The 14,689-nt window shown below is 34.3% G+C and carries 16 protein-coding genes; 12 read left to right on the top strand and 4 right to left on the bottom strand.

Features of this window, described 5'->3' with window-relative positions:
- From aspS to JF75_RS05290, 11 genes are all read left to right on the top strand, one after another.
- Positions 1–1,851 carry an aspartate--tRNA ligase gene (gene aspS, locus JF75_RS05340; protein ID WP_046332169.1) on the top strand — a complete coding sequence of 617 codons (1,851 nt, stop codon included), beginning with the start codon at positions 1–3 and terminating at the stop codon, positions 1,849–1,851.
- 163 nt (positions 1,852–2,014) lie between these two features.
- Complete coding sequence (locus JF75_RS05335) at positions 2,015–3,499, top strand: BglG family transcription antiterminator (RefSeq protein WP_046332168.1); 1,485 nt, start codon at positions 2,015–2,017, stop codon at positions 3,497–3,499.
- Entirely contained in the window at positions 3,450–3,923 is a 474-nt protein-coding gene (locus tag JF75_RS05330) for a PTS sugar transporter subunit IIA (protein ID WP_084605729.1), read from the top strand. The genes JF75_RS05335 and JF75_RS05330 overlap by 50 nt, the downstream gene beginning before the upstream one ends.
- Positions 3,924–4,001: 78 nt before the next feature.
- Positions 4,002–4,946: a ketose-bisphosphate aldolase gene (locus JF75_RS05325; RefSeq protein WP_046332166.1), complete on the top strand. Its 945-nt coding sequence runs from the start codon at positions 4,002–4,004 to the stop codon at positions 4,944–4,946.
- Positions 4,947–4,964: 18 nt separating this feature from the next.
- A complete protein-coding gene (locus JF75_RS05320; protein WP_034979855.1) occupies positions 4,965–5,420 on the top strand; it encodes a PTS sugar transporter subunit IIA in 456 nt (151 codons plus the stop codon).
- Between the two features lie 15 nt (positions 5,421–5,435).
- Positions 5,436–5,750, top strand: a complete 315-nt coding sequence (locus JF75_RS05315) for a PTS fructose transporter subunit IIB (RefSeq protein WP_046332165.1) — start codon at positions 5,436–5,438, stop codon at positions 5,748–5,750.
- A 10-nt stretch (positions 5,751–5,760) separates the two neighbouring features.
- Positions 5,761–6,849, top strand: a complete 1,089-nt coding sequence (locus tag JF75_RS05310; RefSeq protein WP_045928132.1) for a PTS fructose transporter subunit IIC — start codon at positions 5,761–5,763, stop codon at positions 6,847–6,849.
- Positions 6,850–7,839: an aldose 1-epimerase family protein gene (locus JF75_RS05305; RefSeq protein ID WP_046332164.1), complete on the top strand. Its 990-nt coding sequence runs from the start codon at positions 6,850–6,852 to the stop codon at positions 7,837–7,839.
- Positions 7,817–8,542 carry a D-lyxose/D-mannose family sugar isomerase gene (locus tag JF75_RS05300; RefSeq protein ID WP_046332163.1) on the top strand — a complete coding sequence of 242 codons (726 nt, stop codon included), beginning with the start codon at positions 7,817–7,819 and terminating at the stop codon, positions 8,540–8,542. The genes JF75_RS05305 and JF75_RS05300 overlap by 23 nt, the downstream gene beginning before the upstream one ends.
- On the top strand, positions 8,542–10,032 hold the full coding sequence (gene xylB / locus JF75_RS05295) for a xylulokinase (protein ID WP_046332162.1): 1,491 nt from the start codon (positions 8,542–8,544) through the stop codon (positions 10,030–10,032). Before JF75_RS05300 ends, xylB begins: the two co-directional genes overlap by 1 nt.
- Positions 10,033–10,130: 98 nt before the next feature.
- A complete protein-coding gene (locus JF75_RS05290; RefSeq protein WP_046332161.1) occupies positions 10,131–10,631 on the top strand; it encodes an NUDIX hydrolase in 501 nt (166 codons plus the stop codon).
- A gap of 50 nt (positions 10,632–10,681) precedes the next feature.
- On the opposite strand, the gene tpx is transcribed toward JF75_RS05290, so the two are convergent.
- Positions 10,682–11,176 carry a thiol peroxidase gene (tpx, locus tag JF75_RS05285; RefSeq protein ID WP_046332160.1) on the bottom strand — a complete coding sequence of 165 codons (495 nt, stop codon included), beginning with the start codon at positions 11,174–11,176 and terminating at the stop codon, positions 10,682–10,684.
- 89 nt (positions 11,177–11,265) lie between these two features.
- Positions 11,266–12,450 carry a pyridoxal phosphate-dependent aminotransferase gene (locus JF75_RS05280; protein WP_046332159.1) on the bottom strand — a complete coding sequence of 395 codons (1,185 nt, stop codon included), beginning with the start codon at positions 12,448–12,450 and terminating at the stop codon, positions 11,266–11,268.
- Between the two features lie 161 nt (positions 12,451–12,611).
- Here JF75_RS05280 and msrB point away from each other — a divergent pair, with 161 nt between their 5' ends.
- Positions 12,612–13,043 carry a peptide-methionine (R)-S-oxide reductase MsrB gene (msrB, locus tag JF75_RS05275; protein ID WP_046332158.1) on the top strand — a complete coding sequence of 144 codons (432 nt, stop codon included), beginning with the start codon at positions 12,612–12,614 and terminating at the stop codon, positions 13,041–13,043.
- 57 nt (positions 13,044–13,100) lie between these two features.
- On the opposite strand, the gene JF75_RS05270 is transcribed toward msrB, so the two are convergent.
- Together JF75_RS05270 and msrA are read right to left on the bottom strand one after the other, a co-directional pair.
- Positions 13,101–13,979, bottom strand: a complete 879-nt coding sequence (locus JF75_RS05270) for a YitT family protein (protein WP_046332157.1) — start codon at positions 13,977–13,979, stop codon at positions 13,101–13,103.
- Between the two features lie 137 nt (positions 13,980–14,116).
- Positions 14,117–14,659 (bottom strand): peptide-methionine (S)-S-oxide reductase MsrA, encoded by a 543-nt coding sequence (gene msrA / locus JF75_RS05265; protein WP_046332156.1) that lies wholly within the window; start codon positions 14,657–14,659, stop codon positions 14,117–14,119.
- Between the last annotated feature and the right edge of the window lie 30 nt (positions 14,660–14,689).

Below are 14,689 nucleotides of genomic sequence, written 5' to 3'. Positions count from 1 at the left end.
ATGAAAAAAATGGAAAAAAGAACTGACTATTGTGGCAATATCACTCAAGACTACCTTGATCAGGATGTAAATTTATATGGCTGGGTGCAACGTGTGCGCAATCTGGGTAATTTGGTATTTATAGATTTACGCGATCGTGAGGGACTAGTCCAAGTAGTAGTTAATCATGATTCAGGTAAAGAATTAATGGCTATTGCTGATTCATTGGGAAATGAATATGTAATTCAAGTTAAAGGAAAAGTGGTCAAACGTTCAAGTATTAATCCTGACATGAAAACGGGAGAGGTTGAAGTTGAGGCTAAGGAAATAATCATTTTAAATGAGTCTAAGAACCCACCTTTTGAAATTAAAGATGATGTTGAGGTTGCCGAACAGACCAGACTAAAGTATCGCTATTTGGATTTGCGTAGACCAAGCTTGCAAAATGCTATCATTTTACGGTCAAAAATTTTACGAGCAACACATGAATTTTTTGATCAAAATGGTTTCATTGACATTGAAACACCAATTTTAGGAAAGTCTTCACCTGAGGGTGCACGTGACTATTTGGTACCGTCCAGAATCTATCCGGGCAGTTTTTATGCTTTGCCGCAATCTCCCCAATTATTCAAGCAATTATTAATGGGGGCCGGCTTTGATAAATATTACCAGTTAGCTAGATGCTTTAGAGATGAAGATTTGCGGGGTGACAGGCAACCTGAATTCACTCAGATTGATATGGAAACTTCTTTTACTGATGAGCAGCAGGTACAAGACTACACTGAAGGCTTGCTCAAGAAAATCATGAAAGACGTAATGGGAATTGATCTGAAAACTCCAATTGACCGCATTTCCTGGACAGACTCAATGAATAATTACGGAACAGATAAACCAGACATCCGTTTTGGCATGTTGATTCACGACTTAAGTCCAATCTTTAGAGATAGTGCTTTTAAGGTTTTCTCTGGTGCTATTGCCGATGGTGGCTTTGTTAAAGGGATTGCAGTTAAAGATGGTGCTCAAAAATACTCTCGCAAACAAATTGAGAAAAAGCAGGACTATATTAAGCGTTATCACGCAAAAGGTTTGGCTTGGGTCAAATTTGAAGATGGCGAATTTTCCGGTCCTATTTCTCGCTTTTTAACTGATGAAAATAAAGCTGCTCTAATCAGTGAATTTAACTTGCAAGGCGGGGAACTAGTCGTATTTATTGCTGATAAATGGAAAGTCTGCTGCGATTCACTTGACCATTTACGTCGTGAATTTGCTAAAGAAACAAATATTATTCCGAAACATGTCTTTGACTTTATCTGGGTGGTTGATTGGCCCTTATTTGAATATGATGAAGGTTTTGGCAGGTGGATTGCTGCTCACCATCCATTCACTATGCCTGATGATGAAGGTATTAAATTATTGGATACTGAACCGCATAAAGCTCACGCTCGCAGCTATGATATAGTTATGAACGGTGATGAACTAGGTGGTGGATCAATCCGTATTCACAAACGTTCAATTCAGGAAAAAATGTTTAAAGCACTTGGCTTTACCAAAAAACGTGCTTATGAACAATTTGGCTACCTTCTTGAAGCTCTGGATATGGGCTTCCCGCCACATGCTGGACTTGCCATCGGGCTTGACCGTTTTGCAATGTTGCTTGCTGAAAAAGATAATATCCGTGATGTATTGGCATTCCCGAAAAATGCCAATGCTTCAGAACCAATGATGCACGCACCTGCTCCTGTATCTGAACAGCAATTGACTGATTTGGGTATTGAAGTCGAGGATAAGTATCAAGAGGATATAGCTAAAATTGAGGCAAAATTGAAAGCACAAGCGGAAAAAGATGCTGCACATAATACTAGTTGGGATTAAGAAAGTTTAAAAGTATTTTTAACTAAAGCAAAAGAGCTGTGAAAATTATACACAGCTCTTTTGCTTTTTTATTTGTCCTCATTCAATTTTGATTGGGGACATTTTCTTATGATGTAGCGCTTACACAGACTTATATAATAAAAATGTCGGAAGGAGAAAAGAAATGGTTAAAGATTTGAATCAATCCATAATCAACTATTTAAAAGTAAATCATGGTTTCAATTCTTCGGCTAAAATTTCGCAAAAATTAAACGTCTCACGTAAAACGATAATTAGGAGGATCAATCAGTTAAATCAGAATTTTCCAGAAAAAATAATTATTTCTAAAAGAAGTAAGGGATTTGAATTAGTTTATCAAAATTATTTAAAGTACGAAAATAAAAAATCTGCTGCTTTTTCGGAAATCAATGAACGTCAAGAAAATATTTTAACCAGGCTCTTAATTGCATCTCCTAAAGCAGTTTCAATTACAGATATTATTAATAGTTTATATGTTAGTGAAGCAGTAATTCAAAATGATGAAAAAATGATTTCTGCAAAAATTAAAAGATGGAATCTGTCATTAATTCGCAAACAACGTTTTTTAAGCATCAAAGGAACAGAAAAAAATATTAGAAATGCCATTATTGAAGTAGTTTTACATGTTAACAATACAACAGAAATTAGTAGTTTGCGAAATAGTATTGGACAATATGATGACCAAGATTTTGACTTCGCCTTAGAACAATTAAAACTGGCAATGAAATCTCTAAATAACAATCTTCCTTATCCTTATAATATTAATTTTTTTACACATATTTATATTCTGTTAAGCAGAGCAAGAAAATTTAAATCAGTAAATTATTCAGTTGAGTCAAAGTCTAGTATAACAAGAAAATCGAAGGCAAATCCTGAAATTTTCAAGATTTGCCAGAAAATTATTCAAAATATTGAAAATTATTTAAATGTACAGCCATTATCTTTAGAAGTTGAAACTTACTACTTATTTGAATATCTAATTTCCTCAAGATTTAGTGAGAAAAAAAGTGAAATAACTTCTGATGATCATAAATTAGCAGAACGAGTTTCTCAAGAATACATTACATTGGTTTCACAATTTCTAAATACCGGTTTTAGCAAATATATACTGAATGATATTAAAAATCATATTTTTTCAATGATCATTCGATTAAAAATGCAAGTATCCTTACCAAATGCTTTATTAAATGATATTAAATTGGAATATGAGAAAGTTTTTGAAGCTACTAAGTTAGCTTCAAAACAGGTGGAACGTGAATTTCACTTACCAGCTATTTCAGATAATGAAACAGGTTTTATATGCCTTTACTTCGTTAAATACTTAGAAGCTCAGCCACGTAGGAATAAAAGGGTACGTGTTTATATTATTTGTACAACAGGGATTGGTACTTCAGAAATAATTTCAACAAAAATAAGAAAATTAATGCCTGATTTAAAGGTCATAGGCTTAGGTTCCAACCTCGAGATAGAAGACATACTAAAAAAACATAAGAATATTGACTTGCTGATAAGTACAGTTCCATTATCGGTAAAAACCAATGTACCAGTTGAACTAGTTAGTGCTTTTTTAACAAAAGAAGATGAAAAAAATGTCAGACACGCAGTCTACAGAATCCAAAAGCAGCGATAATTTTTTTATAAAAATAAATGTTGACCAAAAAATTACTAAAAAAGAACTTTTTTCTCTGATATCCAAAAGCGTTGCCAATCAAAAAAAATTATCACAAAAAGAACTTTTTAAAAGCTTGCAGGCCAGGGAACAGGTTAAAAACACTTCTTTTGGAAATGGTATTGCCTTTCCTCATATCATCTTAGAAGAAAATGTAATTCCTAATTTAATAATTTGTAAGTTAGCTCAGAAAATAGATGAATGGAAATGTCCAGATAGTACTGCTGTAGATACTTGTTTTATTTTATTGATTAGCCGTAAATCTCAAAAGAATAGTCCGAGAATCAAAAGATTGATCAAAATTTTCCGTAAATTTGCAGATAAAAACGTCATTTCCAAAATAAGTCAATGTCAAACAGCAGAAGAAATAGAAAAATACTTGTAAAGGAGGAAGATCATGAAAAGTGGACCATAAAAAGTTTGTTTTTCAGAAAGTATAATTTATTAATTTTTGGAGGTAAAAATGGTTTTAGTAACAGGAAAAAGATTATTGGATGTAGCACATAAAAATCACTTTGCAATACCAGCTTACAACGCTGGATCTGGACAACTTTTTACAGCAACTCTGGAAAAGTGTATTGAAGATCAAACACCTTTTATAATGGCGATTCATCCCACCGAGCTGGCATTTTTGCGTGATAACTTTGTGGGGCAAGTTTTACAGGGCATTAACAAAACAGATTTGCCAATTGCTTTACATTTAGATCATGGTGCTAGTTATGAAGACTGCATTCATGCTATTCATCTAGGCTTCACCAGCGTTATGATTGATTGCTCTATGAAACCATATGATGAAAATATTGCCACTACAAAAAAGGTGGTCGAGGCAGCTCATGCCACTGGAATATCAGTTGAAGCTGAAATAGGAACAATAGCTGATACTGGCTATGATGTCAACGGACATTTAACAAACGATGTACATTACACTACACCTGAAATGGCTAGGGATTTTGTTGAGAAAACAAGTGTTGATTCTTTGGCAATTGCAATTGGTACCGCCCACGGTCTTTACCCTAAAGATGTACAGCCTAAATTGAAGCCGGAAATTGCAAAACAAGTTTCAGAAGCTGTAGATGTACCATTAGTTTTGCACGGAGCTTCAAATAATCCTGACGATAAAATTCAAGAAGCAATTGACAATGGCATCAATAAAATAAACATTTCAAGTGATATCAAAATTGCGTTTGCAACTGGTTTGCGCCATTTGCTCGATAACAGTGATCCAAATGAAATGCGCGAGCCAAAATTAATGTTTCCAGAAGCAATGATTGAAGAACAAAAAGTTGTACATCATAAGAATGAACTCTGCAAGGCAACTAATAGAACCCATCTATATTTTGAACACGAAGAGCCAGTTGAAGTACCTTACAAAATCGAAAACTTCCAGACTGAAACATTTAAGGCATAAAAGTATTTGGTTTTACATATGGAAAATATTACTTCTGTTTTGGATCCTAAGGTTATAAAAATTGGGCTTAATGCAAAAAATAAATATGAAGTTATAGTGCAATTAGCAGAGTTGCTCAAAAATGCAAATTATATTGATAAAGTTGACCCCTTTGTCCAAGATATTTATTTACGAGAAAAAGAAGGCTTAACCGGAATAGGTCAAGGCATAGCAATCCCTCATGGAAAAAGTGATGATGTCAAACGAATAGGTGTTGCTATTGGAATTTTGAAACATGGCATTGAATGGGAATCATTGGATAACGAGAAGATTAGAATAGTTATTTTGTTTGCTGTAAGCAATGATACCAATTCAGCAAAAAATCAATTAAAACTTTTGTCAATATTTGCAGGGAGATTAGGACATAAGCAAGTTGTTGACAAATTGAAAAAAGCTGAAAGCATTCAGGAAGTGATTGATGCTTTTAAAGAATAAAGGAGATGTTTATGAATGAAAATTGTTGGTATAACAGCTTGTTCTGCGGGAATAGCTCACACTTATATTGCAAAAGAAAAATTGGAACAAGCTGCTAAAGATTGTGGAGACACAATTCATATTGAAACTCAGGGTACTATCGGTACTGAAGATGCACTGAAACTAGAAGATATTAAAGAAGCTGATGTTGTTTTACTAGCAGTTGATGTAAAAGTAACGGGAAGAGAAAGATTTAAGGGCAAAAAAATTGTCCAAATTTCAACAGATACTGCAATACAAAGTCCAAACAAATTAATGAAAAAATTGCATTCTGCATTAAATGTTAAATAGAGGTTTAAAAATGGCTGAAAATAAAATTATAGTCAAAATTAAAGAACCGGCTTTGACGGCAATCTCATATTTGATTCCCGTTGTTGTTGCGGGAGGATTGTTATTAGCAGTTGGAAATATCTTTGGCGGTAAAAACATTACCAACTTTACTGGTACTATTGGAATATGGGATGCTTTTAGTACAGCTGGGAGCTTAATTTTAGGACTTCTTCCTGTTGTTGTTTCAACCGGAGTTTCTTTTGCAATTGCTGACAAGCCAGGAATAGCTCCAGGATTTTTAGTTGGTCTTATTTCAAATATGATTAAAGCTGGGTTCCTGGGAGGTTTAATCGGAGGCTATGTTGCCGGTTGGTTTACAATTTTAATTGTAAAAACAATAAAAGTACCTAATTGGGCACAAGGTCTAATGCCGACTTTGATAATACCATTTTTATCATCAATTTTGTCGGCTGCCGTCATGTTTTACATATTAGGCGCGCCAATTGCCGAAGGGCAAAAAATGCTTACCAGATATCTAACTCAATTACCATCGAGTCAAAAATTCCTTTATGGTGCTATTATTGGCATTTTGGCATCAGTCGATTATGGTGGAGCCATTAACAAGACAGTCTTTGCTTTTGTATTAGCAATGCAGGCAGAAGGAGTCAATGAGCCAATCACTGTTCTAATTTTGGCTTCTATGGTAACACCATTTGGTTTTACTTTTGCATATTTCCTTGAAAAACTATTTCATAAGAAGATTTACACACAAACGGAAGTAGACACACTAAAAACGGCTTTTCCCATGGGTATATGTGAAATCACCGAAGGAAGTTTACCTATTGTTTTAAACGATTTGTGGAGATCAATAGTTTCAACTGCTTGTGGTGGAGCAATAGGTGGCGGACTTTCAATGTTATGGGGTGCAGATTCAAAAATTCCTGCTTCTGGTTTATTTGCAGTTCCTACTATGTCAAAACCTGTCCAATTTTTAATTGCTCTTCTCATAGGTAGCTTAGTCACCGGTATCGTTTTCTTCATTTTAAAAAGACCTGTTAGCGCAGAGAACGAAAAGAAAGAAGAAAAAGATGTTGATTTAGGAGATATAAGTATAGGATAAATGAGAAACGAGAATTCAGAAATATATGTTGGCAATAAGGCTCAACTAAACTCTGTCAAATATATTCAATTTCTCGAGGGAAAAGCTACTGGATTAAAGGCTTTTGAAATAGCCACTGCCAGTGGCTTTTCACTTACAGTGGCATTAGACAGAGGCATGGATATAGTAGAATTAAAGTTGAATGGAAAAAACATATCGTTTTTATCGGCAACAGGTCTTGTAAACAGTACTTACTTTAATGAGGATGAAGATAAAGGCTTTATGCGCAATTTCAATGTTGGATTTTTAACAACAGGTGGATTGGCATATATGGGAAGCTCTGATAATAGGCGCGGTTTACACGGTACAGTTAGCAATACGCCTGCATATAATTTTAGTTATGAAATTTTAAAAAACAAAATTCAGGTTGAAGGTAACATTGCTGATTCAGTCATGTTTGGTCCAAACTTAATATTACACCGCAAAATCACTGTAAGTACTAATGAGACAAGTATACGTATAGATGACACTTTAATAAATGCCGGAGATGACACTGTACCGTATATGCTTTTGTATCATAATAATTTTGGTTATCCGTTTTTAACACCCGACACTGAAATATTTTTCCAGCCAGAAAAAAGTTTCAACCGTAAATATCAGAGAATAAAAGGTAGTTATCCGTTTAAATTAAAGAAACCTAATATAGCTGAGCCTGAACAAGTATATTTTCATACTTTAAAAAAATCTGAATATAGTTTGATTAGTCCAAGAACAAACCTTTCGTTAAAAGTTAAATTTAGTAGTAAAACACTCCCGATTTTGAATGAATGGCGTTTGGAAAGAAACAAAAACTATGTTTTAGGATTAGAGCCCGGTACAAACGATGTAAATGGTTTTATCCAAGCTAATAAAAATAATAAATTAAAATATATCAAACCAGATGAAAGAATTGCATTTAACCTACAATTTGATTTTAGTGAGGTAAAAAATGAAAAGATCGCAAATAAATAAAATCCTTCAAAAAAATATTGATTTTGCAAAAAAGCACCAAGTTTATTTTCCTCAGTTCGCGAGTTGGAATATTAATGATTGGACTGGACTCAATGAACGTTATCGCGAAATTGTTGATAATATGTTGGGCTGGGATGTAACCGATTTTGGCAGTAAAAATTTTGTAAAATATGGCCTAGTGGCTTTTACGTTTAGGAATGGCAATTATGAGCATACTGAAATTTATCCAAAACCTTATTGTGAAAAAATATTATTCTTAGAAGAAGGACAAGAGTTGCCGTACCATTTTCATAAGCTAAAAGAAGAGGATACTGTTAATCGTGGTGGAGGAAATTTATTAATTAGAGTCTGGAATTCGACAAAAACTGGTGAAATTGATCATAAAAGTGAAGTTAAAATAGTTAAAGATGGAGAGAAACTAGTGGTTCCTGCTGGAACGACCATCAAATTAGAACCAGGTGAAAGTTTAACTGCAACACCTGGAATTTACCATAAGTGGGATGTTGAGGCTGGAACTGGCAAAGTTATGGCTTGGGAGGTCTCAAAAACCAATAACGATAATTTAGATAATCATTTTTATAAACCAATTCCCCGGATTCCAGAAATAGAAGAGGATGAGCTTCCTTATCGACTGCTATTCGGTGACTATCCAATTTGGTCGAAAAAACTAAATTTTCAGTTTAGACCATACGAGAATAAATGATGGAAAAATATGTATTAGGAATTGATTTAGGCACAAGTGCTGTAAAAGTCAGTTGTTTAGATAAATTAGGAAGAATAATAGATCAAGAAATAGAAGATTATCCAATCTATAATCCGGCAGAGGGTTTTAGCGAGCAAAATCCAAATGACTGGGTTCATGCAACTTTAGTTGCGGTTAAAAAAATTATGAGCAAGCTAAAAGACTTGGCTAAAATAGACGGGATATCATTTTCTGGTCAAATGCACAGCTTGGTAATTTTAGATAAAAATAAACAAGTAATTCGACCAGCAATATTATGGAACGATGGCAGAACAGCAAATGAGGCTGATTACATAAACAAAAATTTTGGAAAAGAAATAGTGGAAATTACTGGTAACAAAGCTACTGCTGGTTTTACCTTACCAAAATTATTATGGTTACAAGAAAATGAACCTGATAATTTTGCAAAAATTAGATATTTTATGATGCCTAAAGACTATGTTAGATATAAAATGACCGGAAAAATAAATATGGATTATTCAGATGCTACCGGAACAATAATTTTAGATATTGCAAAAAACCGCTGGAGTAATAAAATTTTAAATTTTTTTAATATTCCTAAGTATTGTTGTCCCACTCTTGTAAATTCCACAGACTTTGTTGGATTTCCCTTGAAAGAAGTTTGTGAGCAAACTGGTCTGAATACGGACGCGAAGATTTTTGCGGGGGGAGGAGATAACGCTGTTGCAGCAATTGGATCCGGTATTTTAAACTCTCAAAATTTACTATGTAGTATTGGTACATCAGGAGTCGTTTTAGCCGATGAGCAAAATCCTCACACACCATATGAGGGGACATTGCAAATGGAACATCATGCGGTTGCTCATCATTTTTACTCTATGGGAGTAACATTAGCAGCCGGAGAATCCTTAAGCTGGTTTAGGGATGCCTTTTTTCCCGAAAAATCTTTTACTGACTTGCTTTTGATGGCTCAGAATTCAGACTTAGGTTCAAATAAACTTTTTTTTACACCCTATATCAGTGGTGAAAGGACTCCTTACTCTGATTCTTATATTCGCGGAAGCTTCACAGGAATTAGTAAAATATTGACAAAAAATGATTTTTGCCGAGCAGTGATAGAAGGAATTACATACAGTTTGCGAGATTTAATATCGATTTACGAGCAAAATAATAAGACTATTGAAAAAATCGTTTGTATTGGTGGAGGTGCAAAAAGTAAATTTTGGCTAAAACTGCAAGCTGACGTATTCGGTAAAAAAATTGTTTCATTAAAAAATGAACAGGGGCCTGGAATTGGAGCTGCTATGATTGCAGCAATGGGATGCCAATGGTTTAAAAATTGGGAAAGCTGTATTAATTTATTTGTGAGATATAATGATATCATCGTACCCGATCAACATAATTCTGTACTTTATAATAAATATTATAGTCTTTATAAAAAAATATATTCATCCACGGCACCTCTAGCCAGAGCAGCAGCAGAACTTTAAAATGCCTATTACTGAATAATTTAAAATTGCTTTGCTTTTAATATTAAATAGTGAGAAAATTATAATCCATTCTCATTTTGATATTAGGAGGAGATCTTGTGACTAATCAATTTCATCGAGCCTTTGGCTGTTATGGTATTATTGGTGATCAAAAAACGTTAGTAGTAATTAAAAAGCATGGTGGTCCCTATATTAATCGCTTCGACTTACCAGGAGGTAGTTTAGAAGACGGGGAATCATTAAACCATACAGTTAAGCGTGAAGTAAATGAAGAAACAGGCTTAATAGTTCAAGATTACAGGCAAATTGGTGTTACTTCATTTAAATACCCTTGGGATTACAAACAATGGCATTTGAATCAACATATTTGTGTTTTTTATGAAATAAAGAAAACTATTGGTAAAGTTCAAGGAGAAGTTAAACAATTTACTGGTCAAGACTCATTAGGAGCAGTCACGATACCATTAGCAAAAATAAGTATTGCAAACTCTTCGCCTTTAGTAGTTAAAGCCAAGGAATTTTTATTAAACCCAGACAAATTTGATTTAGCAGATCAAACTTTTAATAAATGGACTGTGCTTGATAAACCTGTTTTTTAAAGTAAAAAAAGCGGCTAAGGAAATGATTTCCTTAACCGCTTTTAACTAGTTTATTTTAAATTTTGTAAAAAATCTAAAGCCTTATCGTAATTGGGCTCGTTAGTTAATTCCTGAATGAGTTCTTGGTACAAAACTTTTTTATCTGCATCAACGATCCAAACACTTCTGGAATCTAAGTTATTAGCTTCAATAAATAGACCCATACTTTTACCAAAATCAAAAGAATCATCTGACAAAAGCTTCATTTTAGAAACGCCTTCAGCTGCACACCAGTTTTTTTGTTCTTCTGGAGTATTGGTAGAAATAGTATAGAAATTGATACCGTCAAACTTATCAACTTCACCGTTAAACTTTTTAGTAGAAATACTGCAGACGCTGGTATTAATATTAGGTACCACACTGATTAAAGTTGGCTTGTCAACTAATTCTGTTACTGAAACAACAGAACCGTCTGCCTGTTTTACTTTAAAGTCTGGTAATTGTTCGCCCACCTTTGGTGGTTCACCATTGGTTGACAGAGGTTCATTCTTCATTGTTACTTGCATAATCTTAACCCTTTCTCTTGTTATAAATATAAACGACTACTCTTTAAATTTTAAACTACTAAAGTTGAAAACCCCAAGAAATTAGCTTTTTAGTTATTATTAGTGTAATCAGTTATGCGCTTAATAGCCTCTTTGAGCTTCTCTTCAGAAGATGCATATGAAAAGCGAACATACCCATGACCACCTGCACCAAAAAAGCTGCCAGGAGTTACCCCAACTTTGGCTTTTTCAGCTAAATCTTTGGCAAAGGCGACATCGTCACAGCCAAATTTAGTTGGTATTTTAGCAAAAATATAAAAAGCTCCTTCTGGTGTAGCCATAGTATAGCCATTCTTTTTTAGACCATCTTCAAGAAGATGTAAACGCTTTTGGTATTTTTCTCTAGCATCAATATAGTCTTGATCGCCATGATCTAATGCCTCTGACGCCGCAATCTGAACATTATCAGTTACAGAAGAAATCAAAAATGAATGTATTTTGATCATTGATTTCATTAGCTCGGCAGGTCCCGCTATATAACCAATTCTCCAACCAGTCATTGCGACGCTTTTCGACAGCCCCGATAACAAAACAGTTCTTTCCGGAATAATCTGTGTCAGAGAATAATGTTTCCTATCACCGTAAATTAATTCTGCATAAATTTCATCACTGACAGCAAATATATCGTATTTAGTGATAACGTCTGCTAACTTTTGCAAGTTTTGCTCTGAGTATACTCGACCTGTTGGGTTAGACGGGTCAGTAATAATAACGGCTTTTGCACCTTTGCCTTCATTTTCAAGCGTTTCAGTCAGCTTTTTGGCTGTTAAAAGAAAATTATCAGCAGAAGTATCAACTTGTACAGGTATACCACCCGCCATTTTTATAATACCAAAATAAACTTCCCAAACCGGAGTAGGGACAATAATTTTTTCTCCCGGATTTAGCAAGGCCATGGCAGCAATGTTCAGTCCTTCTGAGACACCTACAATAGCGCAAATTTCACTTTTAGGATCGTAGCTTACACCCAAACTCTTTTTTAAATATTTGCTGACGGAATTTAAGTATTTTTCTTTACCAGCTTCTGGCGCATAATGGGAGTCATTGCTATCAATATCATTAATGGCCGCTCGTTTTATATGTTCAGGAGTATTTAAATCAGGCTCACCAATGGTTAATTTTATTATCCCAGGAATTTGAGAAATTTTTTGACTAAAAGATCTGATTTCAGAATTAGGTAAGTTTCTAATTCTAGAATTTATTTTTGCAGATAAGTTTTTTGCTAAATGTGGCATAACACAATAAGATCCTTCCTATTTTTCTTGAAACCATATTATAACCCAGCATGAACTTAAATAAAATTAAGAAAAAGTATTATTTTAGTGAGTTTATAGTTAGTGTATGCTAGTTATTTTTGTTATATTGGGTGTGTATACACGTAAGGAGTGTGTGATTTATGGATCAAAATGAGAAAAATAAGAGATTAAAGCAGTTAACTCCCGATCAGTACCAAGTGACTCAGCAAGCTGCAACTGATTACCCATTCAAAGGCAAATACGATGATTTTTATCAAAAAGGAATTTATGTTGATATTGTATCAGGTGAACCACTATTTTCGAGTGAAGACAAATATGATGCGGGTTGTGGCTGGCCTAGTTTTACCCGACCAATTAAAAAATTAGTCTACCACCGTGATCAGTCTCATAATATGGAAAGAACAGAAGTTAAGAGTCCAGACGCAGATTCGCATTTAGGACATGTATTTGACGATGGGCCGTCTGATAAAGGTGGCTTGAGATATTGTATCAATTCTTCAGCTTTAGCTTTCATCCCTTATGAGCAATTAGAACAAAAAGGTTACGGAGAATATAAAAAGCTCTTTAAATAATCTAAATTATGTAAAAAAGAATATGGCAATTATTAGTCATGTTCTTTTTGAGTACTATTAAACTATTTCTTGTTCCTTAAAACTGCCGTAAACCCGTTCTACTTCTGTTACACTCATAAAAGCGTAGGGGTCGCTTTTTTTGACAATATGTAATATGTCATACATATCATAGCGGTCAATCACAGTGATTAATACTTTTTTCTCATTATGACTGTATGCTCCTTCTACATCATGGAAAATCGTAATGCCACGATGCATTTTTTCCTGAATGCCATCAATAATAGCGTGAGGCTGCTCTGTCACAATGGTTACCTGCAGTTTCTGGTGCTGAGTATAAACGGCATCGATTACGCGGCCGTTAATAAAGATGGTTAAAGCTGAATACAAAGCTCGCGTCCAACCGAAAGCAAATCCAGCAGCAGCTATAATTATTAAATTTATTAAAATACTGATTTTACCGTAGCTCGTCCCGGTTTTTCTTTGAATGACAATACCTATAATATCAAGTCCACCTGTAGATATACCGTTTTTAAGCGCAAAACCTGTACCAAGGCCATTAATCATGCCACCAAAAATTGCACAGACAAGTGGATCAATATGCATGTTTAGGGGTTGAACTAGCCGCATTATAATTGATCCAAGTATAACAGTGATGATTGTAAAAAAAGTAAATTTATGTCCGATCTTTATCCAGGCAAGTAAAAGCAGAGGCAAGTTCAATACAAAATACAGAGCAGAAGTTGATAGGGTAACGGGTAAAAACCGCTCACTCATGGTATTAATTAATTGGGCAAAACCAGTTATTCCTGAGGAATACATGTGTCCTGGAGTCCAAAAGAAATTTAGAGCCACAGCTACGGCTAGCGAATAGAAAAATGAGGCAGAGATTTTAGAGAGTAGATTATACCGTCGGTTGAATGCGTCAAGCTGGTCCATTGTTCAATTATTCCTTTATGAAAAATGCTAATTAAAATAATAAATACTAGTTTCTATATAAAAATAAAAACTAGTATTTTTCTTAAGTATACTAACACATTTTCGTGAAATTTAAAGAGTTTTTAATCTATTTTTGATTACTTTTGCCAATGTTTTTTGATGAATTCTTCTCTGCCACCAGATTCTTCAAGACTATAACGTAGTGGATTTTTTTTGTAAAAATCCTGATGATAATCTTCAGCAGGATAAAATGGCTTAGCTGGTTCAATTTTTGTTACTATTGGATCATCAAACCTGCCACTATTTTGGAGAGCTATTTTTGACTTTTCAGCAGCTTCTTTTTGCGCAGAAGAATTATAAAAGATAACTGGGCGATAATTATCACCGCGATCCTGGAATTGTCCGGATGCGTCAGTCGGATCAGTTACTTGCCAATAATATTCTATTAATTTTTCATAAGGCATAATTTTTGGATCATACGTGATTTCTACTGCCTCAGTATGACCCGTCATTCCCGTGCATACTTGTTCATAGGTTGGGTTCGGCACATGTCCACCGGTATAACCCGAAATTACTTTTTTAATTCCAGGCAAAGAATCAAAGGGGCTTACCATACACCAGAAACAACCCCCAGCAAATATTGCTGTATCCAAATTAGCCATTTGCTCATTTTTGCTCATTTTTTACACCTCTTTAATTTTTATTTAAAC

The sequence above is a fragment of the Lactobacillus kimbladii genome (genome assembly GCF_000970755.1).
Lineage (GTDB): Bacteria > Bacillota > Bacilli > Lactobacillales > Lactobacillaceae > Lactobacillus > Lactobacillus kimbladii.
Note: the sequence above shows the minus strand (reverse complement) of the source record. Positions and strands in the feature narration are given on the sequence as shown.